Here is a 19756-nt window from a genome sequence, read left to right on the forward strand (position 1 = left end):
CGTACGCGTGTTGTTCGTGATAATCAATCAAACCAACGTACGGTGGACTTGAAAATATTCCGTTGATTTTTTTCTTCTTCGCAAGTTTGAACAGTTCAATATTTCGCTTTTCCAACTCTTTGAAAATATCGAGCGTTCGTGAATCGCCTGTTAAACAATATTGAAATGTATTTGTTCGGAGCGAATCAAATTTTGCTAAACGCTGAATCGTATCGTTGCGAAAGATGTTGTTTCTCTTTACGTACTCGTTGCCAAAATTCTTCTTCGGTTTCGTTCTCTCTTTTGGAAAAAATCCGTATTTCATCTCGTTGAGAAAAATTTTCTTTACTGCTTTTATTTCCAAACGCTCTTCTGTTCAATTCTTGTAACAATAAAAGCCGTTCTCCATACGAAAGTTTCCTCGAATACTCACGTAAACTTTTTCCTTGCTCTTCACGTGTGGAGAAATGAATTTCTTTATGTAACATTAGTATTTTCTGAAATTGCGGGTTAAAAATACTCAACACGAGTTACAATAAAAAAGCAAAACTCAAAGTAACCATCGCAAATATTCATTTGAACATTTCTTGCAATATTCTTTCCTTCTGCGTAACTTTTCCCCGCACTTTTAAAAAAACCAGAACAATTTTTCAACATTGTTTTTTACTTTTGAGGAACAAACGCCGATGAGATTGCAACGTTTTCTTTTTCTAATTGTCATAAGCACAGCATTGTTAAACGGCCGCGATACGGTTGCGCAGAAAAAAAATACTCAAGAATTGCGCGCGTGCGAACGGATTAAAACTTCACACATACGAAATATTGTATCGTCCGAACACGAATTTAAATTTGGCGAAGCGGTCAAGAAAGGCGTGCGGAAAGAATCTGCTACATACAATACCGACGGATTTCGAACCGAATGGGCAACGTTCAATTTGGATGGAACAATTGCGTTCAAATACAAATACAAATATGATTCCAATGGAAATAAGTATGAAGAAACAAAATATCTTGCCGATAATTCGATTGAAATGAAAGTTCTTTACAAATACGATAGCACCAATAACGAAATCGAAGCGGTTTGGTATAATAGTGAAGGCGCGATTGAAGCAAAATCGGTTTCGTTGTACAACGAGAAAGGAAATATGATTGAATGGGCGAGAAGCAAAAGCGACGGATTGATGAGCAGCAAAAAAACATTTTCGTACGATACGGGAGGAAATCTTCTCGAAGAAACGGAATTGAAACCGGAAAAATCTGCAAGAAGACGCGATGAAATCGTCGAAGTGTTTGCGGGGAAAAAAACATTCTCATACGATGCCAATGGAAATATGACCGAACAAACCGCATATTCGAGTGAAGGAAAAATCGTTGCCCAAATTTCGTATACGTACGATGCCAACGGAAATATGGTTGAAGAACTTTATCATAATCCGCAACGCGTCGTGATTGGAAGAAAGAAATCGGAAGGAGCGGGCGAACGAAAAACGTATGCGTATGATGCCAACGGAAATCTCATCGAAAAACTTACTTATTCCAGCGAAGGAATTATCGTTTCCAAAACAACGTATTCTCACGACGAAAACGGTAATGTTCTTCAAGAACTGTATTACAATGTAAAACTGAACGAACCGCAAGCAATGTCGAAGTTTGTATACATACTGTATCGCCAAGAATAACTGAAAAAAATTTTTTTATGTCCACAGATAATGTCAATATTCTCACAGCATTTGCTTTTGGTTTGCTTTCCTTTATTTCTCCGTGTGTATTGCCGATTGTTCCCGGCTATATTTCGTTCATCTCCGGCGTTTCGATAGATGCGATGAAAAGCGATGCGGAGAAAAAAAATATTCGAAATCAAATTTTGCTACGCACGATGATGTTCATTCTTGGATTTACGATGGTGTTTGTTGCACTCGGAGCATCCGCAACCGTGGTAGGAAAATTTCTTTTACGGGAACTGAACGTTATCAGCAAGATAGCAGGAGTCGTTATCGTAATTTTCGGGTTGAATATGATGGGTATTTTTAAAATCGGATTTTTGAATTACGAAAAACGATTTCATTCGGAAGCAAAACCGTTAAGTATTTTTGGCGCACTTGTCGTTGGACTTGCGTTCGCATTCGGATGGACCCCGTGTATTGGACCGATACTCGCAGCGATTCTCGCAATTGCAAGTCAGCAGGAAACAGTAGGACAAGGAATAATTTTATTGACAAGTTACTCGCTTGGTTTAGGAATTCCGTTTCTTGTTACCGGAATGAGTATTACAGTGTTTTACAATTTTTTCAACAAATTGAAAAAGCATATGCATACCATTGAAATAATTGGTGGTGTTTTGTTAGTAATTGTAGGCGTGTTGATTTTTACAAATTCACTCACTATTCTATCAGGTTATTTGTCAAAGTGGTTTCCGTTTCTCAATGAAATTGGATAACGGATTTCCACATACAGATATCAAAGGAATGTTTCGTACGTTATCAAGATTGCAATAGGAGTTTTAATAATTCAAACAAGAGTACGAAATGAAAGGAGAAAAAGAAAACAAATTCCACATTTAGAGGCACTTCAATCATTGGCACATAATTTGTTATTCAGAAAAAGAGGTACACGAAATAATAATTTTTTCAATTCCCGATGAATTCAACTTCTTCCAAAGCAAAGAAAACAAGCGGTAATGTTGTTATTACTGCCGAGCGATGCAAAGGGTGCGGCTTTTGCGTCGAGTTTTGTCCAACAGAGGCGCTGAAACTTTCAAGTCAATATAATACTAAAGGATATCATCCGCCGACTCTTGTGTTCAAAGATAAATGCAACGGCTGCGATATGTGCGGAATAATGTGTCCCGATTTTGCAATTTACGGTTATCGTTTAATGCTGAAATAAGGATTTTTATTATGAACCACGATTCAAGTGCAGTTTTAACGGGCGCGCATTTTATTGACGGCGACCATGCGTGTAGTGAAGGAGCAATTGCTGCTGGATGCAGATTTGTAGCAGGATATCCGATTACCCCTTCAACAGAAGTTGTTGAGCGGATTGCAGAACGGTTTCCCAAAATTGGCGGATTGTTTATTCAAATGGAAGACGAAATCGCGTCTTCGATTGCAATACAAGGAGCAGTTTGGGCAGGGAAAAAAGCGATGACGGTTACTTCCGGTCCCGGTTTTTCGTTGATGATGGAACATATCGGATATGCCGCGATGACAGAAACACCGTGCGTATTTGTTGATGTTCAGCGAGCAGGTCCATCAACAGGATTGCCGACGCAACCTGCGCAAGGAGATATGATGCAGGCGCGATGGGGTTCACACGGAGATTATGAAATTATTGCACTTTCTCCAAACTCGCCGCAGGAATGTTTTGATTTGACTATCAAAGCATTCAATCTTTCCGAACAATACCGCGTTCCGGTGATGTTTATGATGGATGAATGTGTTGGACATATGATTGAAAAAGTTGTCATTCCTTTGGCAAAAGAAATAGAAGTTTATCCACGAAAATATTATGAGGGACATCCGGAAAATTTTCTTCTCTTCAAACCGGATGAACATTTTATTCCTCCGATGGTAAAAGCGGGAGATGGATACCGAATTCACGTTACGGGATTAACGCACGATGAAAAAGGGTATCCGAGTATGACGGTTGCATCACAAGAAAAATTAGTTCATCGTTTGGTAAATAAAATACGTACGAATGCAGATAATATCGTTGATTTCAAGGAAGATAACGTTGAAAACGCCGATGTTGTAGTTGTAACCTATGGAATAACTTCGCGCACAGCCATTCCTGCAATTGAACGCGCACGAAACGAAGGAATGAACGTAGGACATCTTCGCTTAATTGTTGTGTGGCCATTTCCTGAAAAGAAAATTCGTGAACTTGCACCGAAAATACAATCATTCGTTGTACCCGAATTAAATTACGGACAAGTCGTTTTGGAAGTTGAAAGAAATGCGGCTGGGAAAGCAAATGTTGAACTCGTTCCTCATGCAGGCGGAACAGTTCATAATCCAACAGATATTTATAATGCAATAGTAAAAAGTTTGAAAGCAAAATAACAATGGAAGAAATGTTGTACGAAATAGAAGAAGCGATTCCGCATAATTCCGTCGAAGATTATTTGCGAATGGACCGTATTCCGCATATTTGGTGTCCTGGTTGCGGTATCGGAACAACGGTCAATTGTTTTGTGCGCGCATTGGAAACAAGTAATCTGAATCTTGATAAAGTTTCTGTCGTTTCCGGAATTGGTTGCACGGGACGCGTAGCGGGGTATATGAATCTCGATTCGTTTCACGCAACACACGGACGAGCGATTCCGTTTGCTACGGGATTAAAGTTAGCAAATCCGGAATTGAAAGTCATTGTGTACAGCGGCGATGGAGATTTAACAGCAATCGGAGGGAATCATTTTATTCACGCGGCGCGAAGAAATGTTGATATGACGGTGATTTTAGTGAACAATTTCATTTATGGAATGACCGGAGGACAAGTTGCACCAACAACACCGATGACTGCAACGGCAACAACAACGCCATTCGGAAATTTTGAAAACTCGTTCAATCTTCCGTATTTAGCAGAATCGTGCGGCGCAGTGTATGTTGCGCGATGGACATCGTATCACGTTCGCCATCTTACGAAAGCAATGAAGGAAGCAATTGCGAAAAAAGGATTTTCATTTATTGAAGTGCTGTCGCCGTGTCCAACATTATACAGTCGCCGCAACAAACTTGGCGATGGATTAGACCAAATGGTATATTACGAAAAGAACAGTGAAATAAAACACGGCGCAGATACAAGAACAGTTGCATTGGAATTTCAGGGAAAAATTATTTGCGGAAAATTTATTGATAAAGAACGACCAACATATCTCGAATTGATGAATGCGCATTACAAAAAAGTGTTCGGCGATTCGTTTCAGGAATATAATGGTTAAAAAATTGTGTTGTGTGCAAACACGGTTGCAATTCGAAAAAAAAGTATTGAGAAGTTTCAAAACTATGTCACGAACAGAAATAAAAATCGGCGGCTTTGGCGGACAAGGAGTAATATTAAGCGGTTATATCATCGGACGCGCAGCAACTATTTTCGATAGTAAATCAGCGACAATGATTCAGGCATTTGGTCCCGAAGCACGAGGAAGCGCATGCAGCGCAGAACTCATTGTTGATTCCAATCCGATCGCATATCCTTATATTACTTCACCGCGCGTGATGATTATTATGTCGCAGGAAGCATACACAAAATTCACACCTTCTCTTGCTAATGGTGGAGTACTTATTACCGAAGAAGAATTGGTAAAACCGCACAACTTGCGAAAAGATATTACTCACTATTCTATTCCGGCAACACGCATTGCTGAACAATTAGGAAAGAAAATGGTCGTGAATATAGTTATGATGGGATTTATGACTGCGCTTACGAAATTTGTTGATGCAGAAGCGATGAAAAATGCAGTAAAAATATCAGTGCCGAATGGGACGGATAAACTCAATCTTTTAGCATTTGAAAAGGGATACGAATATGGAATAAATGGTAACTTTTCTTCAACGTAAAACTCCTTTTTTTTAGCTTCATCGTATATATGTCAACTACTTTGTAGTCGAAATACTACAACGTTGCTGAACAAATTCATTTCCTCTTAATCTCAGGTATATCTCTAACTTGAACAACTCATAGTGTTGCTTTAAAAATATAAAGACGGACACTGGCATCCCAAAGCATGCGGAAAAGGAACCCGAAGAACCGCTATACTTTTGTTGTGAATGAAGACGCCAATGTTACCGTCTTAAAATTTCTAACTTTGAGAAAAATTCCTGTCAAGATTACTTGATAAGTTTACTCATCTTACAAAATGTATGCCAAATAAGGTGTTTTTTTTAAAAAATGAAAAACTTTTTTAGAAATGCCATTTATACTAACTACATAAATTACTTCCATTTTCTTCGAAATAAATGCATCAATTGTTGAAAAAACAATTAATTTGTTGTTTTTTTAACAATTTGGTTTATTAAAAAACTTTTCATTGGTTAGAGATAGGTTGCCAATCCAAGTTTTTTATAGGTCCCTTTTTATAGAAGTTTGATGATGTTATTAAGTGATTAAGAGATTTGTCACAGAGAAATATTTCAATGTTGAATAAAAACAAGGATGCTCCGTTTCACATTTGAAAGAAAGTAAATGTTGAAGTTCCATTTGTAAAGTTGGAATGGCGTATAGAAGAGAAGAGTGAATAATAACTATTAAAGTGCCTATGATTTGATGTTATGAACGAACCACATAAACAGAATTGAGTTTTCATTTATTCTCACTTGGATGAACTTTGTCGCTGGTGGTGGAAAAAAATTACTTCGAAAGTAATGAGTGCCCGGAACAGGACTCGAACCTGCACACTCTTGCGAACAATAGACTCTGAATCTATCGCGTCTTCCAATTCCGCCATCCGGGCAAAAAAAATACAGTAAAATATACTATATCTTTTTAGACCAAAGGAAAAGAAACTTATCATATAAAAAAAATAAACTGATGTTGTGTAATTACCGTAAAAAAAATCTTACTACGTTCAACACCGTAGTTTTAAAAACGTTCAAAAAGTTATTCACATAATTAATTTCAAGGAGCTAATCGTATGCGATTGAGACTTATTCACAAACCATTTATATACGGAATATTCTTTTCGTTATTCTCATTATGTATTTCCAACGTTTTCGCTGGAACAGTTTCTTCTATTACCGATAATACGGCAATTAGTATTGACGACGAATGCTTCTGCAACGGTGAATGGAGATTTTGGCGTTTAAGCATTACCAACGCCCAATGATGATGTGTATCTTGGAAATGATTTATTGATTTCAAATATTACTTTATCCCTAGCAATTTATCAAGCGAAGTATATTTCTACCGAATGAATTTCGGAGACGGAACATATTCTGCGATGAAAAAAATGTTGTTGCGGAAGTAACCTTTGGCAATAACTATACGCATAACGAAAAAGCCGACTCATTTCCCCTTCCGAATCGGTTTTTTTGTCAATACACTTGGAACGAAAAATATTGATTCACTGTTTTTCACGCACTCCCTACTGTGTATATTTACATCGAAATTTTTAACCTCTAATTATTGAAAGAAAAAAATATGTTTAACAAACACTTAACCTCATTGCTCATATTGGTATTTATTTTTAATTACATTGCATTGGCAAGTGGAAAATCGTACGGAAAAAAAATCACTTTGAAAAAAATGACAAAGATTTCTCACATCCTTGCTGAGCCGCAAAAATTTGACGGGAAAAAAGTTCTCGTTGAAGGACCCATCGTTGATGTATGCGAACATCGGGGATGCTGGATGGAAATCGGCAGTGATAAAGAATTTGAAAGCATCAAGTTTAAAGTTGATGACGGCGTTATCGTTATTCCGATGGATGCAAAAGGCAAAAAAGTGCGTGCCGAAGGAATAATTTCCGTGAAAACAACCTCCGTCGAAGACCAAATTGAAAAAGGGAAAAAACATTCTGAAAAAACCGGCGAAGAATTTGACGCATCAACAATCAAAGAACCGAAAACGATAATTTTGTTAAAAGGAGAAGGCGCGGTAATAAAATAATATCAGCATCGTTGTTCACCGAAGAGATTGTTACGTTTTCATAAACGTGTCATTGTTTCAGTAATCGAGGTTTTGTATGGGAAAAATTCGCAAATGGAATAATATTCTCCATCGCGATATCGGATATGTCATCGTTGCGTTAACGCTCGTGTACGGAATTTCCGGAATCGCCGTGAATCACGTACAAGACTGGAATCCCAATTTTTCGAAAGAAAAAGAATTTCTTGAAATACAACCGATACGCGGTCAAACGCGTGAGGAAATTATTCGCGAAACACTTTCCCAATTACAAATTTCCGAAGAACCCAGCAATGCATTTCGTCCCGATTCATCTACGTTAGTATTGTTCTTTGATGGAAAAACGTACACCGTTGATTTACCAACAGGAATGGTTCTTGTAGAAAAAATCCAGCAACGCCGCGTGTTGTACGAAATGAATCAACTGCATTTAAACACACCGAAAGATTGGTGGACATATATCGCCGATGTATATGCACTGAGTTTAATCGTAGTTACGATAACCGGCGTATTCGTCTTGAAAGGAAAAAACGGAATAACTGGTCGCGGCGCTTGGTTAACGGCAATTGGAATAGTCATTCCATTGGGTTATTGGATATATTATTTGTATTCCTGATAGTTTTCAATTTCAAAACTATGCAGAAGATATATTCAAATTCATTTCCTAAAGAATGACAACGACGTTTACCGCAACGGAAGAGAAAACGAGCGTTGCAAAATCGTCGCTTTACGGAGCAATTTTTATCACTGCGTTAAAAATTGTTGTCGGTTTTTCTACGGGAAGTTTAGGAATACTTGCTGAAGCCGCGCACTCTGCGCTTGATTTTCTTGCCGCAGGAATTACTTTTATCGCAGTGAAAATTGCTGACAAACCTGCAGATAAAGACCACACGTACGGTCACGGAAAAGCAGAAAACTTCGCCGCGCTCGTAGAAACGCTACTACTTCTTGCAACGTGCATCTGGATTATTGTTGAAGCAGTAGAACGTTTGGTCTCACAAAAAGTACACATCGAAGTTTCCGTGTGGGCTTTTGTTGTGATGGGAATTTCCATTGTTGTAGATTATTCACGGTCACGTGCGTTGTATCGCGTTGCGCAAAAATACAATAATCAGGCATTGGAAGCGGATGCGTTGCATTTCAGCACCGATATTTGGAGTTCGGCAGTTGTCATTGCAGGACTTATTTTTGCATCGTTTGAAATGTGGGCGGCAGATGCAATCGCAGCAGCGATAGTTGCAATGATTGTTACTTTGTTAAGTTACAAACTTGGTAAAAAAACCGTTGATGCGCTGATGGATAAAATTCCCGATGGAGTGTACGAAAAAATTCATACCGGAATTGAACGTGTTGCTGGTATTGAGAAAGTGATGAATCTGCGATTGAGGCAAGCGGGACCAAAACTCTTTCTTGATGTTACCGTTGCGTTGAAACGCACGCTTCCGTTTGAAATTGCGCACAACATTGTTTCCAACATAGAACAAAAAATTTTATCGTTGTATCCCAATGCGGATTCTATCGTTCACGCTGAACCGATTGAAACGTCGGAAGAAACGTTCAACGAAAAAATTGCAATGCTCGTTGCCGCCGAAGGAATGTTGCCGCATCATATTCGCACGTTTTCGCTGGAAGACAAAAATATTGCCGAGTTACATATGGAATGTTCGAGCGCAAATGATTTTGTTACGGCACATTCTATTTCTGAAAAAATAGAACATACAATTCGGGAAAAATATCCCCACGTTACCGATGTTCGTATTCATATCGAAGAAATATCGGCACCGGAAAAAATCGTTGATATTACTTCCAATGCTCAAACAATCGTTCAGCAACTTCGTACCATCGCGAAGGAAGAAACAACGGTACTTGCATGCGAACATATTTCTGTGTATCAACTGGAAAGCGGAAAACTTAAAATCGGAATGAACTGCACGTTTCGGAACGTTCTTTCGCTCGATACCGTTCATTCGATTGTTTCGAAAATCGAAAACACGATTTATTCCAGTATTCCGAATGTTCAATCGGTTTTGGTTCACGCAGAACCTTCGATGACGTTCCGATAAAATAATTTGAGAAGGGAAATAGGAGTTCAAAAAAAATTTCAGAATGTTTTTTCCCTCTCTAATTTTTTCATACTTTTTTTGCACAACCGCCCGTACTTTGTGAAACAGGGAGCAGAATGTTTCGGGCGGAATGACAGATTTCTTTTTCTTCTGTTCAAAATATGTTATCGTGAAGAGAATCAGAAATCAACAATTACTATGTTATACATACTTCTACAACACTACACACAATTCAATAACGGCGTGATGATGTTCTTCAAGAGAAGCATACTTTACACACAAAGTTTTTTTTCTTTACTTTTCAACTTGTATGCCAATGAAAGTAATACGCTTTCTTCTCGTATGAACGCAGTCACGTATTTTTCAAATGATAATTTTACGGCATTATGCGAAAAGAAATTATTTTCAATGATACGGATACCGAAACCCGTATTGCAATTCTCGAAGAAGGGCGCCTTGTCGAACTTCACGTTGAAACCCCGGAAAAAGAACACTACGTGGGAAACATTTATCTTGCCAAAATTGCAAAAGTTATGCCCGGCATCCGTGCCGCATTCATTGATGTTGGCTTGCAACAAGATGCGTTTCTTCATTTTTCCGATGTTGGCTCCACCAGCAGTGATTATACCCATCTCTTAGACGAAGAAGATGAAGTTGATATAATGGACGATGACGAAGAAGAAAACGAAACGAATGCTTCTTCTCAATCCAATCAACAGCAAAATTCTCAACGACGTCAACGCAACAACTCCGCAAGCGAACCTCTTGCAGAAGTAGAGCCATACGAACAACTTGTTCGCGGCGATAGTATTCTTGTACAGGTTACAAAAGAACCAACGGGAAATAAAGGAGTTCGTGTAACATCAGAAATTTCTCTTCCCGGAAGATTTCTTGTTCTTCTTCCTTTCCGAAAAACTATTGGCGTTTCCAAACGAATGACCAATTTCCGCGAGAAGCGTCGTTTGCGATTTTTAGTGCGGAGCATTCTCCCGCGCAACGAAAATCTTGGAGTTATTATTCGTACGGTTGCAATGGAACAAGACGAAGAAATATTACGACAAGATTTAAAATCGTTGATTGATAATTGGCACGAGATTGAAAAAGAAATAAAAGAAGGAACTCCGCCCAAATTAGTATATAAAGATGTGGAATCTACACACGGCGTACTTCGTGATTTACTTACTCCCGATGTTGAACGAATCGTGTGCGATTCAAAAAATACGTTTCGGGAAGTTCGTGCGTATTTACAATCGAATCAGCCGGCGTTGTTGGAAAAAGTTGAACCATACAAAGGACGTGAGCCGATATTCGATGTGTTCGGAATTGAAAAAGAATTGACGTTTGCGATGCAAAAAAAAGTTCCATTGCGCAGCGGCGGCTCTATCGTTATCGAGCCAACGGAAGCAATGGTTGTCTGCGATGTGAACACGGGACGATTTGCAAAAAAACAAGACCAAGAACTGAATTCGTTGCAAACAAATTTGGAAGCGGCGCGAGAAATTGCGCGACAACTTCGTCTTCGCGATTTAGGCGGAATTTGCGTTATAGATTTTATTGACTTGCAAGACGAGCGCAATCAGAAAAGAGTACTCGACGAACTGCGGAAAGAATTACGAAAAGACCGCGCAAAAACTACGGTGCTTCCAATGTCGGAATTTGGCATTTGCGAGATGACACGGCAACGTATTCGTCAAAGCGTGCTTCATTCGTTTTCGGAACCGTGTCCACTTTGTCAAGGAGTTGGCATCGTTATATCCAAAGCAACGGTTTCCAATAATATTGAGCGATGGATTCGCAGGTATAAAGCGGATAACCGTGGATTCAAACGATTTATTCTTGAAGTAAATCCGGTCGTTTCAGAATTTCTGCATCATGGTTTACCGAGCAGAGTTCTGCAAATGATGTTGAAATACCGCGTGCATATCAAAGTTGAACCAACGGAAAAACTTGCTCAACACGATTTTCATATTCTTCTAACAAAAAACAGAGAGAATATCACTTCTAAATACGATAACAATTAACAAGAAATTTTTTATGAAACTTTTTCTCGATACGGCGAACGTTCAGGAAATTCGCGATGCTGCAAGTATGGGAATCCTTGACGGCGTTACTACTAATCCCAGTCTCGTTGCAAAAGAGCAACGTTCATTTACTGAAATGTTGAAAGAAATATGCTCCATTGTTAAAGGAGATGTGAGCGCAGAAGTAACTGCAATGGATGCCGATGGAATGGTAAATGAAGGACGCGAACTTGCAAAAATTGCTGATAATATTATCATCAAAGTTCCGCTCATTAAAGAAGGACTTATCGCAGTGCAAAAGTTTAAAGCGGAAAGAATTCGATGCAACGTTACGTTATGTTTTTCTCCAAGTCAAGCATTACTTGCAGCAAAAGCGGGAGCATACATCATTTCTCCATTTGTCGGACGGCTTGATGATATCAGTGAAGACGGAATGAATTTGATTGAACACATTATTCAGATATACAACAACTATGAATTCGAAACGCAAGTGCTTGTTGCAAGTTGTCGTCATCCGTTGCATGTTGTTCATTCTGCGTTGATTGGCGCACATATTGCAACGATTCCTTATAAAGTATTCGAACAACTCATTCATCATCCGCTTACGGATATTGGAATCAAAAAGTTTTTGGATGACTGGAAGAAAGCGAAATCGTGATTGTGGTTCGTTTATCAAAATGAAAACAACTTCTTTCAATAGCATTCACAAACATCTCGGCGCAAAGTTCGTCGAATTTGCGGAATACGAAATGCCGGTTTCGTACACGAGCATCATTCAGGAACACAACGTTGTTCGAAATTCCGTTGGTGTGTTCGATGTTTCGCACATGGGAGAAATCGAAGTGCGCGGAAACGATGCATTTGCTTTCGTCAATTATGTTACGACAAATGATGTTACCAAACTTGAAAGAGGAAAAGTACAGTACTCCGCGATGTGCTACGACAACGGTGGAATTATTGACGATTTACTTGTGTATCATTGCCACGATTACATTCAACTTGTGGTAAATGCATCGAACAAAGACAAAGATTTTGATTGGCTGAAATCGAACGCAAGGAATTTTTCTGTTGAACTCATAGATAGAAGCGATGAAATCTCTCTCCTTGCAATTCAAGGAAAAAATTCTCTTGCAACGCTGCAAAAAATTTCTCCTGTTGATTTGTCGCAACTGAAATATTATACATTTACGTACGGAAAAATTGCCGGCGTTGATGCGTTGATTTCTCGCACCGGTTACACAGGCGAACTCGGTTTCGAAATATATTTTTCTGCAAACGAAAACGATTCCGAAAAATTGTGGAATGCAATGTTCGACGCAGGAGACGAATTTAGAATTCAGCCGTGTGGACTTGGCGCGCGCGATTCGTTACGATTGGAAATGGGATTTTGTTTATATGGAAACGATATTGATAAAACAACAACACCACTCGAAGCATCGCTTGGTTGGATTACAAAATTGAACAAAGAAAACTTCATCGGAAAAAATATTTTATTGCAACAACAACATCACGGCTTAAAACGAAAACTTGTCGGTTTTGTTTTGGAAAATGATAAAGCGATTCCACGACAACATTATGCAATTCATTCCAACGGAAAGCAGAGCGGCGAAGTAACCAGCGGAACAATGTCGCCAACACTGAACAAAGGAATCGGATTAGGATATGTTGCAACAGAACATCTCGCAATTGGAAATTCGATTGATGTTCTGATTCGCAACAAACAAGAGAAAGCAACGATTGTGAAATTACCCTTTGTTTCAATTCAACTTTAAAAATGAAAGATTCTAAATCGTCTTCACGGTTTTCAGAATGTTATGCATTTTTACTTTTTCATTTTGCATTTTTCGTGGTCGTATGAAAGTTGACATCTATTTCTTTCCGCAAAACATCGAAGAACTTCTTCTGAAAGAAAAAACAATTGTTGTTATTGACGTGCTTCGCGCAAGCACAAGTATTGCAACCGCAATTTACAACAGCGCAAAAGAAGTTGTTCCCGTTACCACCGTTGCCGAAGCAGGAAAAATTGCCGCAAATACTGGCGGAAGTGTTATTCTCGGCGGCGAACGTAACGGCGTCAAGATCGAAGGCTTTCATCTCGGCAATTCTCCTTCGGAATATTCGGAAGAAAAAGTGAAAAACAAAACCGTTGTGTTCACTTCAACCAACGGCGCGGTTGCGTTGGTGAAAACGAAATTCGCGAAATATTCTATCGTCGGAAGTTTTGTGAATGTTTCACTCGTTGCAGATTTTCTGTTGCAGCAAAATCAGGATTTTATGATTATTTGCGCGGGAAAGCAACACGCATTTTGCATTGAAGATACGGTATGCGCAGGAATGATTATCCGCAAAGTTGCTGATGCTGCGCCCATTGAGCCAACCGATGCTGCCGTTGCCGCACTTGCATTGTATGAAAATTTCGGTCATAGTATTTTAGAAATGTTGCAAAACTCCGAACATGGTTTATTCTTGAAAGAAATCGGTTGTGAAAACGACTTAGAAATTTGTTCTGCTGTTGATTCTCTTCCCGTTCTTCCTATGTATGCTAACAATGCAATTCACGCGTGGAAAATGGAGAACAATCCGATGTTAACATAACGAATCGCAAGATTTATTGATTCTTATTCAAAATGGGAAGTTCACTTTTTGCTCGAAAAGAATTTTCAATTTCTCAAAAATTATGGTTTCGCAAGTGCTTGAACAAAGCGCAAAACTTTCTGCACAAGGCGTAATCATTATGCCGATTTCTCCGCCGCTGTATTTCGTTCCCAAAACTGTTGATGAATACGTAAATGGTTTTGTCGAAAAAGTATTGCACGTTATCGGCGTGCGAAGTGGAAAAGGATGGAGAAGCGAGGAGATGGAGTAATGGAGAAATGAAATTGAAAATTTTAAGGTGAGAAAGAAAAAATTATGACTCGAAGAGAAGAAATAAGAAACAAAGCGATTGAGTTTTTAAAATCAACATCATCAGGAATTCGTTATTCAGAACTTGTGAAAAAACTACAAGATGAGTTTCAAAGTTTTCCTGTAAATACAATTCAAGGAAGTATTTGGAATTTGGATACGCTTTTTCCTGAAAGAGTATATAAACCATCACGTGGTTATTTTCGACACACCGATTTCATAAAAATAGAAGTTCATATAGAAGAAAGAACTGCTAACAAAAAAATATCTAAAATAAAAGAAGAAGAATTTTATGAACCGTTTGCAGAATGGTTAGTTAATGAATTGGAGGAGTGTACAAAAGCGATAGCGATTGGAGGAAATAAATTCAAAGATAAATGGGGAACACCTGATGTAATTGGGATTCGAGAACCGCGCAAGAGTGATATAATAAAACCACCAACTGAAATAATTTCGGTAGAAATAAAAGTCGATTCATCAAGTTTGATTACCGCGTTTGGTCAAGCATGTTCTTACAAATTATTCAGTCACAAATCATACATCGTTGTGCCTAATAATTCTCCGGAAGAAGATATTGCTCGCCTCGATGCACTTGGAAGAAGTTTTGGAATTGGTTTAATACTGTTTGATAATGAACATCCCAAAAACCCTGAGTTTGAAATCAGAGTTCGTGCGACAAAACATGAGCCTGATATGTTTTATGTGAACAAGTGCATGAAAATAGTTGAAGACGAATTGTTTTCATAATAAACTATGACCGCTAAATCTTTCTACAACACTATCAGCAACAGCAAGCGAGATTTTCTGCAATTGATTATTTAAACTATGCTTCACCAAAACAAACTAACGCAACTTTCCCAAAAGATTGTTGAAACCATTCACCCGGAAAAAATAATTCTCTTCGGTTCGTATGCGTATGGAGTTCCAAAAGAAACAAGCGATGTTGATATTCTTGTCGTTGTAAAAAACAGCAATCAACCGCGCTACAAACGTGCAAGAGAAATCAGAAAAAAACTTTGGGGATTAACGAGTATTCCGAAAGATATTTTAGTTTATACAGAAAGTGAAATCGAGGAATGGAAAAATGTAAAAGAAGCATTTATCACCACCGCTTTTGAACAAGGAAAAATTCTCTATGAAAACAAGACAAGAATTAGTTGAAGGTTGGCTCGACAAAGCGGAAAGAGATTTTGCAACCGCTCAGCAACTTCTCTCACAAGAAAATGTGATAACGGAAAATGTTTGTTTTCACAGTCAGCAAGCAGTCGAAAAATTTTTGAAAGCGTATTTAGTTTTTCTTGGAGTTGCATTTCCTAAAACTCACGAGATTGGAGAACTGATTACTCTCTGCGAACAATACGATGATGAAATTGAAAAGCTAAAAATTGATGCTGATACATTGACCGATTACGCAGTTGAAATCCGCTATCCCGACGTTTACTATGTACCAACAATCGAAGAAGCAAAAGAATCAATTTCAATTGCAGCAAAAGTAAAAGAACTTATTTTGAAAAGAATAGGGAAATGACCGCTAAATCTTTCTACAACACTATCAGCAACAGCAAGCGGGATTTTTTGCAAGAATTTGTTGAACTTCTTGAAGCAAAGAAAATTCCTTTCTGTGTCATCGGCGGACTTGCTGTAAATGCGTACGCTGAGCCAATTGTAAGTTTGGATTTGGATGTAATTGTTGCTATGAGTTTTACCAGTGAATTGCTTTCTTCATTTCCGAAAGATTGGAAAGTAAAAACTGAAAAACATAGCATCAACATTTCGGTAACTGATTCTGATTTACGAATTCAAATTCAACGCGATGAACGTTATCAAGAATTTGTAAAACGAGCAGCGAAAAAAAATGTTCTTGGTTATAAACTTCCCGTTGCTTCAATCGAAGATGTATTGCAAGGAAAACTTTGGGCGTACTCTGATAATGAGCGACGACAAAGCAAACGCCAAAAAGATTTAGCAGATATTATTCGCCTCGTCGAAGTAAAAGAGGAATTGAAAAATTTACTTCCGAAAGAATTACTAGAAAAGATTTCTCTGTGAAACTTTGTGTTCTCCGTGTCTTAGTGGTAAAAATTTTAAACCAACTACATACTTGCCTCCATTTCAAACTCTCTCCGATTTTCTTTTCTATCTTGAACGCAACGGCGAATTAAAACGCATTTCCGTTGACGTTGACCCCGTTTTAGAAACAACCGAAATTTCAATGCGCGCATTGAAAGAAGGAAAGCAAGCGATTCTTTTTGAGCGATGTGTCGGCGCAAAATTTCCAATGGCGATGAATATGTATTCTTCCGAAAAAAGAATCGAACTCGCACTGGGAAAACATCCCGAACAACTTGGCGAAGAGTTAATTCGTTTTCTCGAACAAGTTATGCCACCAACGTTGAAAGCACTGCTCGACAACAAACCAATCGTCAAACGTTTTCTTTCAGCGCGACCGAAAAAAGTTACAAATGGAGTTTCGCAAGAAATAATTTCACAACCGAAGTTAAGCGATTTACCGATTCAAAAATGCTGGGAGTTTGACGGCGGAAAATTTATTACCTACGGACAAATTTTTACATACGACCCGCGCAACAACAAACGCAACGTTGGTGTGTATCGTATGCATGTGTTCGATGATGCGACAACGGGAATGCACTGGCAAATTCAAAAAGGCGGAGGATTTCATTATTATCAGGCGCAAAAGTTACAACAACATTTCCCGCTTGCAGTAGCAATTGGAACTGAACCGGCAATGTTACTTGCAACGATTGCCGCATTACCCGAAGGAATTGACGAAGTAATGTTTGCGGGATTTTTGCGCAACGCTCGTTATCCGATGACGCGAGCAAAATCAATTCCGCTCGACGTTCCCGCCAATTCAGAATTTATTTTGGAGGGATTTGTTCCGCTCGATGAAACGCGGCTCGAAGGTCCGTTCGGCGACCATTTCGGACATTATTCAAACGCGGCGAACTTTCCAGTTTTCAACATCAAAACCATCACACACAAACGTAACGCAATTTATCCCGGCATCGTTGTTGGCAAACCGCCGATGGAAGATAAATTTCTTGGCGATGCAACACAGCAAATTCTTTCGCCGCTCATTAAACTCATTCACAAAGAAATTACCGCGATGTGGGCGTATTATGAAGCGGGATTTCACAATTTGCTTGTTGTTGCCGTTGCACAGCGTTATCAAAAAGAAGCGATGAAAGCCGCGCTCGGCATTATGGGAACTGATCAACTTTCTCTGACGAAATGTATTATCACCGTTTCGGAAAATGTTGACGTGAAAAATTGGAACGCAGTGCTGCGTGAAATAAAAAATAATTTCGATGCGCATTTTGATTTTGTTATGATTCCGAAAGTTCCGCTCGATACGTTAGATTTTTCTTCCTACAAAATGAATTTGGGAAGCAAGATGATTATTGATGCGACGAGAAGGCAGAGAGCAGAGAGCGTAGAGCATAGAGCAAGGGACGAGGAGCAAGGAGAAAGAAATCTGAAATCTGTAATCAGTAATCTGAAATCATTTGATAACAGAATTTTGCAAACGAATTTGATTGATGAAACGTTGTTGCTTGTAAAAGTTGATTCAAAGATTGATTTCACATACACAAACCACGAATCACGAACCACGAATCACGAAACAACGATTGGAAAACAAGTAATTGAAAAACTTCTCCAACACAATGAATTGAAAGCCTTGAAAATGACTGCTGTGGTTAGCGAAGATGTAGATATTTTCGATAAGGAGAGTTATATTTGGGGTGTCTTTACACGATTTGATTGCGAGCGCGACGTGCTTTTCTCTGAGCAAAAACTTGTCGGCATTTCTCCCGTGTATAATGGCACGATGTTTATTGATGCAACGTGGAAAACCGGTTATCCCGCGCCGCTGAAAATGAATGATGAAATTGTGAAGCGCGTGGATGCAAAGTGGGAGAGGATGTGGAAATGATTATCGAAGACATTTTCAAAAATGAAGTTGAAATAACACAAGAACGTTGGAAACATTCTTGCCGACAACATCCGGAAATAGAACCATTTATCGAACAAATAAAACAAACGATTCAAAATCCAGATGTTGTGAAAATGAGTTCATCAGATAAAACTGTTCGGTTATACTATCGTTACTTTACAAAAATTTTTGGAGGAAAGTACGTACTTGCAGTTATTAAAACGAACAAAAGAAATTTTTTACTTACAACTTACATTACCGATTATATTAAAACCGGAGTAGATTTATGGAAAAACAAAAACTAAATTTTGCGTATGATTCTGAAGGCGACATTCTTGATATTTCTATTGGGAAACCGAAGAAAGCAATTTCCAATGAAGTTGCGGATGATTTTTTTATACGTATTCATCCGCGCACGAAACGCATTGTAGGTTTTTCCGTATTGAATTTTAAGAAACGTGCGACAAAGCAAAAAGGAGAAATCTCTGTTCCGATTCGCGCAGAGTTTTCGATGTAACTAAAATCAAAGATGAAATCGTGAAACGTGTTGATGCGAAATGGGAGAGAATGTGGAAATGATGTATTTATAAATGAAAACAAAAATTATCAATGGCAAACGCAACTAAAACTTTACAAATTCACGCAGAGTTTTCGATGTAAAGTTTATGAATGAAATAGATTTACAAACTGAAAGAGAAGATTTCTTTCGGTTGCAAATGTTTTCGTCTGATTATCAAGAATGGGTGAGTGAAGAAAATGATATTTATGACGAACTTTTTAAAAATGGTTTTTCAGAAATTGATATAAACCAACTAACGATACAATAGAAATGCAAAAAAAATATTTTACAAAATCCGGCACGATATCTAAACGTGCGATTCGTGAAATTGCAAAACGCATTGCAGAAAATTTTGATGTGGAAAAAATTCTGTTGTTTGGTTCGTACGCGTACGGAAATCCAACAGAAGGAAGCGACGTAGATTTTTTAGTAGTGATGTATCACAACAAATTGAATAATCGCAAGCAGATGTTTGAGATTTGTGAAACGCTATATCCAAAGCCATTTCCTATAGACATTATTGTTCGTACCCCAAAAGATATAGAAACGAGAATTCCTCAAGGTGATTGGTTTTTAAAAGATGCTTATACGAAAGGAATAACTTTATATGAGCGAATATCTTGAACAATGGATACGAAAAGCGGAAGGGGAC

At 38.4% G+C, this 19756-nt stretch carries 22 protein-coding genes, 1 tRNA gene and 1 pseudogene; 22 read left to right on the forward strand and 2 right to left on the reverse strand.

Annotation, left to right across the window (positions count from 1 at the left end):
- Nucleotides 1–214: pseudogene (locus tag FJ218_06985) on the reverse strand (site-specific DNA-methyltransferase).
- A 451-nt stretch (nucleotides 215–665) separates the two neighbouring features.
- Between FJ218_06985 and FJ218_06990 the strand changes: the two are divergent.
- From FJ218_06990 to FJ218_07015, 6 genes are all read left to right on the forward strand, one after another.
- Nucleotides 666–1658, forward strand: coding sequence for a hypothetical protein (locus tag FJ218_06990; protein ID MBM4166644.1), 993 nt, complete (start codon nucleotides 666–668; stop codon nucleotides 1656–1658).
- A gap of 17 nt (nucleotides 1659–1675) precedes the next feature.
- Nucleotides 1676–2416 carry a cytochrome c biogenesis protein CcdA gene (locus FJ218_06995; GenBank protein ID MBM4166645.1) on the forward strand — a complete coding sequence of 247 codons (741 nt, stop codon included), beginning with the start codon at nucleotides 1676–1678 and terminating at the stop codon, nucleotides 2414–2416.
- 200 nt (nucleotides 2417–2616) lie between these two features.
- Nucleotides 2617–2865 (forward strand): 4Fe-4S dicluster domain-containing protein, encoded by a 249-nt coding sequence (locus FJ218_07000; GenBank protein MBM4166646.1) that lies wholly within the window; start codon nucleotides 2617–2619, stop codon nucleotides 2863–2865.
- 11 nt (nucleotides 2866–2876) lie between these two features.
- Nucleotides 2877–4040: a 2-oxoacid:acceptor oxidoreductase subunit alpha gene (locus FJ218_07005; GenBank protein ID MBM4166647.1), complete on the forward strand. Its 1164-nt coding sequence runs from the start codon at nucleotides 2877–2879 to the stop codon at nucleotides 4038–4040.
- Between the two features lie 11 nt (nucleotides 4041–4051).
- Complete coding sequence (locus FJ218_07010) at nucleotides 4052–4918, forward strand: 2-oxoacid:ferredoxin oxidoreductase subunit beta (GenBank protein ID MBM4166648.1); 867 nt, start codon at nucleotides 4052–4054, stop codon at nucleotides 4916–4918.
- A 64-nt stretch (nucleotides 4919–4982) separates the two neighbouring features.
- Nucleotides 4983–5537, forward strand: a complete 555-nt coding sequence (locus FJ218_07015) for a pyruvate ferredoxin oxidoreductase (protein MBM4166649.1) — start codon at nucleotides 4983–4985, stop codon at nucleotides 5535–5537.
- Nucleotides 5538–6346: 809 nt separating this feature from the next.
- Here the strand turns inward: FJ218_07015 and FJ218_07020 are convergent.
- A tRNA-Leu gene (locus FJ218_07020) sits at nucleotides 6347–6430 on the reverse strand.
- Nucleotides 6431–6610: 180 nt separating this feature from the next.
- Between FJ218_07020 and FJ218_07025 the strand changes: the two genes are divergently transcribed.
- The 16 genes from FJ218_07025 (at nucleotide 6611) to FJ218_07100 (ending at nucleotide 19728) form a co-directional block, all read left to right on the forward strand.
- The gene (locus FJ218_07025) at nucleotides 6611–6802 is read left to right on the forward strand and encodes a hypothetical protein (protein ID MBM4166650.1); all 192 of its coding nucleotides are present in this window, start codon (nucleotides 6611–6613) and stop codon (nucleotides 6800–6802) included.
- 314 nt (nucleotides 6803–7116) lie between these two features.
- Nucleotides 7117–7584: a DUF4920 domain-containing protein gene (locus FJ218_07030; protein MBM4166651.1), complete on the forward strand. Its 468-nt coding sequence runs from the start codon at nucleotides 7117–7119 to the stop codon at nucleotides 7582–7584.
- Nucleotides 7585–7660: 76 nt separating this feature from the next.
- Entirely contained in the window at nucleotides 7661–8218 is a 558-nt protein-coding gene (locus FJ218_07035; GenBank protein ID MBM4166652.1) for a hypothetical protein, read from the forward strand.
- Between the two features lie 55 nt (nucleotides 8219–8273).
- Nucleotides 8274–9665: a cation-efflux pump gene (locus FJ218_07040; GenBank protein MBM4166653.1), complete on the forward strand. Its 1392-nt coding sequence runs from the start codon at nucleotides 8274–8276 to the stop codon at nucleotides 9663–9665.
- A 386-nt stretch (nucleotides 9666–10051) separates the two neighbouring features.
- Nucleotides 10052–11686, forward strand: coding sequence for an Rne/Rng family ribonuclease (locus tag FJ218_07045; protein MBM4166654.1), 1635 nt, complete (start codon nucleotides 10052–10054; stop codon nucleotides 11684–11686).
- A 13-nt stretch (nucleotides 11687–11699) separates the two neighbouring features.
- A complete protein-coding gene (fsa, locus tag FJ218_07050; GenBank protein MBM4166655.1) occupies nucleotides 11700–12344 on the forward strand; it encodes a fructose-6-phosphate aldolase in 645 nt (214 codons plus the stop codon).
- Between the two features lie 19 nt (nucleotides 12345–12363).
- Nucleotides 12364–13458, forward strand: a complete 1095-nt coding sequence (gene gcvT / locus FJ218_07055) for a glycine cleavage system aminomethyltransferase GcvT (protein ID MBM4166656.1) — start codon at nucleotides 12364–12366, stop codon at nucleotides 13456–13458.
- Between the two features lie 37 nt (nucleotides 13459–13495).
- The gene (locus FJ218_07060; protein ID MBM4166657.1) at nucleotides 13496–14281 is read left to right on the forward strand and encodes a 2-phosphosulfolactate phosphatase; all 786 of its coding nucleotides are present in this window, start codon (nucleotides 13496–13498) and stop codon (nucleotides 14279–14281) included.
- A 315-nt stretch (nucleotides 14282–14596) separates the two neighbouring features.
- Nucleotides 14597–15337: a hypothetical protein gene (locus FJ218_07065; GenBank protein ID MBM4166658.1), complete on the forward strand. Its 741-nt coding sequence runs from the start codon at nucleotides 14597–14599 to the stop codon at nucleotides 15335–15337.
- A gap of 78 nt (nucleotides 15338–15415) precedes the next feature.
- The gene (locus FJ218_07070) at nucleotides 15416–15751 is read left to right on the forward strand and encodes a nucleotidyltransferase domain-containing protein (GenBank protein ID MBM4166659.1); all 336 of its coding nucleotides are present in this window, start codon (nucleotides 15416–15418) and stop codon (nucleotides 15749–15751) included.
- Nucleotides 15726–16118, forward strand: a complete 393-nt coding sequence (locus tag FJ218_07075; protein ID MBM4166660.1) for a HEPN domain-containing protein — start codon at nucleotides 15726–15728, stop codon at nucleotides 16116–16118. Before FJ218_07070 ends, FJ218_07075 begins: the two co-directional genes overlap by 26 nt.
- Entirely contained in the window at nucleotides 16115–16639 is a 525-nt protein-coding gene (locus FJ218_07080) for a hypothetical protein (protein ID MBM4166661.1), read from the forward strand. Before FJ218_07075 ends, FJ218_07080 begins: the two co-directional genes overlap by 4 nt.
- A 4-nt stretch (nucleotides 16640–16643) precedes the next feature.
- Nucleotides 16644–18545, forward strand: coding sequence for a UbiD family decarboxylase (locus FJ218_07085; GenBank protein MBM4166662.1), 1902 nt, complete (start codon nucleotides 16644–16646; stop codon nucleotides 18543–18545).
- Nucleotides 18542–18850: a hypothetical protein gene (locus FJ218_07090; GenBank protein ID MBM4166663.1), complete on the forward strand. Its 309-nt coding sequence runs from the start codon at nucleotides 18542–18544 to the stop codon at nucleotides 18848–18850. The genes FJ218_07085 and FJ218_07090 overlap by 4 nt, the downstream gene beginning before the upstream one ends.
- The gene (locus tag FJ218_07095; protein MBM4166664.1) at nucleotides 18832–19062 is read left to right on the forward strand and encodes a DUF2283 domain-containing protein; all 231 of its coding nucleotides are present in this window, start codon (nucleotides 18832–18834) and stop codon (nucleotides 19060–19062) included. Before FJ218_07090 ends, FJ218_07095 begins: the two co-directional genes overlap by 19 nt.
- A 312-nt stretch (nucleotides 19063–19374) precedes the next feature.
- On the forward strand, nucleotides 19375–19728 hold the full coding sequence (locus FJ218_07100; GenBank protein MBM4166665.1) for a nucleotidyltransferase domain-containing protein: 354 nt from the start codon (nucleotides 19375–19377) through the stop codon (nucleotides 19726–19728).
- The last annotated feature ends 28 nt before the right edge of the window (nucleotides 19729–19756 follow it).

It is taken from the genome of Ignavibacteria bacterium (genome assembly GCA_016873775.1).
In the GTDB taxonomy this organism is placed as follows: Bacteria; Bacteroidota; Ignavibacteria; order UBA10030; family F1-140-MAGs086; genus JAGXRH01.

Bases quoted from the DNA above. Each gene is read 5' to 3' on its own strand.
- FJ218_06990 (MBM4166644.1), top strand. From the start codon at position 666: ATGAGATTGCAACGTTTTCTTTTTCTAATTGTCATAAGCACAGCATTG.
- FJ218_06995 (MBM4166645.1), top strand. From the start codon at position 1,676: ATGTCCACAGATAATGTCAATATTCTCACAGCATTTGCTTTTGGTTTG.
- FJ218_07000 (MBM4166646.1), top strand. From the start codon at position 2,617: ATGAATTCAACTTCTTCCAAAGCAAAGAAAACAAGCGGTAATGTTGTT.
- FJ218_07005 (MBM4166647.1), top strand. From the start codon at position 2,877: ATGAACCACGATTCAAGTGCAGTTTTAACGGGCGCGCATTTTATTGAC.
- FJ218_07010 (MBM4166648.1), top strand. From the start codon at position 4,052: ATGTTGTACGAAATAGAAGAAGCGATTCCGCATAATTCCGTCGAAGAT.
- FJ218_07015 (MBM4166649.1), top strand. From the start codon at position 4,983: ATGTCACGAACAGAAATAAAAATCGGCGGCTTTGGCGGACAAGGAGTA.
- FJ218_07025 (MBM4166650.1), top strand. From the start codon at position 6,611: ATGCGATTGAGACTTATTCACAAACCATTTATATACGGAATATTCTTT.
- FJ218_07030 (MBM4166651.1), top strand. From the start codon at position 7,117: ATGTTTAACAAACACTTAACCTCATTGCTCATATTGGTATTTATTTTT.
- FJ218_07035 (MBM4166652.1), top strand. From the start codon at position 7,661: ATGGGAAAAATTCGCAAATGGAATAATATTCTCCATCGCGATATCGGA.
- FJ218_07040 (MBM4166653.1), top strand. From the start codon at position 8,274: ATGACAACGACGTTTACCGCAACGGAAGAGAAAACGAGCGTTGCAAAA.
- FJ218_07045 (MBM4166654.1), top strand. From the start codon at position 10,052: ATGCGAAAAGAAATTATTTTCAATGATACGGATACCGAAACCCGTATT.
- fsa (MBM4166655.1), top strand. From the start codon at position 11,700: ATGAAACTTTTTCTCGATACGGCGAACGTTCAGGAAATTCGCGATGCT.
- gcvT (MBM4166656.1), top strand. From the start codon at position 12,364: ATGAAAACAACTTCTTTCAATAGCATTCACAAACATCTCGGCGCAAAG.
- FJ218_07060 (MBM4166657.1), top strand. From the start codon at position 13,496: ATGTTATGCATTTTTACTTTTTCATTTTGCATTTTTCGTGGTCGTATG.
- FJ218_07065 (MBM4166658.1), top strand. From the start codon at position 14,597: ATGACTCGAAGAGAAGAAATAAGAAACAAAGCGATTGAGTTTTTAAAA.
- FJ218_07070 (MBM4166659.1), top strand. From the start codon at position 15,416: ATGCTTCACCAAAACAAACTAACGCAACTTTCCCAAAAGATTGTTGAA.
- FJ218_07075 (MBM4166660.1), top strand. From the start codon at position 15,726: ATGAAAACAAGACAAGAATTAGTTGAAGGTTGGCTCGACAAAGCGGAA.
- FJ218_07080 (MBM4166661.1), top strand. From the start codon at position 16,115: ATGACCGCTAAATCTTTCTACAACACTATCAGCAACAGCAAGCGGGAT.
- FJ218_07090 (MBM4166663.1), top strand. From the start codon at position 18,542: ATGATTATCGAAGACATTTTCAAAAATGAAGTTGAAATAACACAAGAA.
- FJ218_07095 (MBM4166664.1), top strand. From the start codon at position 18,832: ATGGAAAAACAAAAACTAAATTTTGCGTATGATTCTGAAGGCGACATT.
- FJ218_07100 (MBM4166665.1), top strand. From the start codon at position 19,375: ATGCAAAAAAAATATTTTACAAAATCCGGCACGATATCTAAACGTGCG.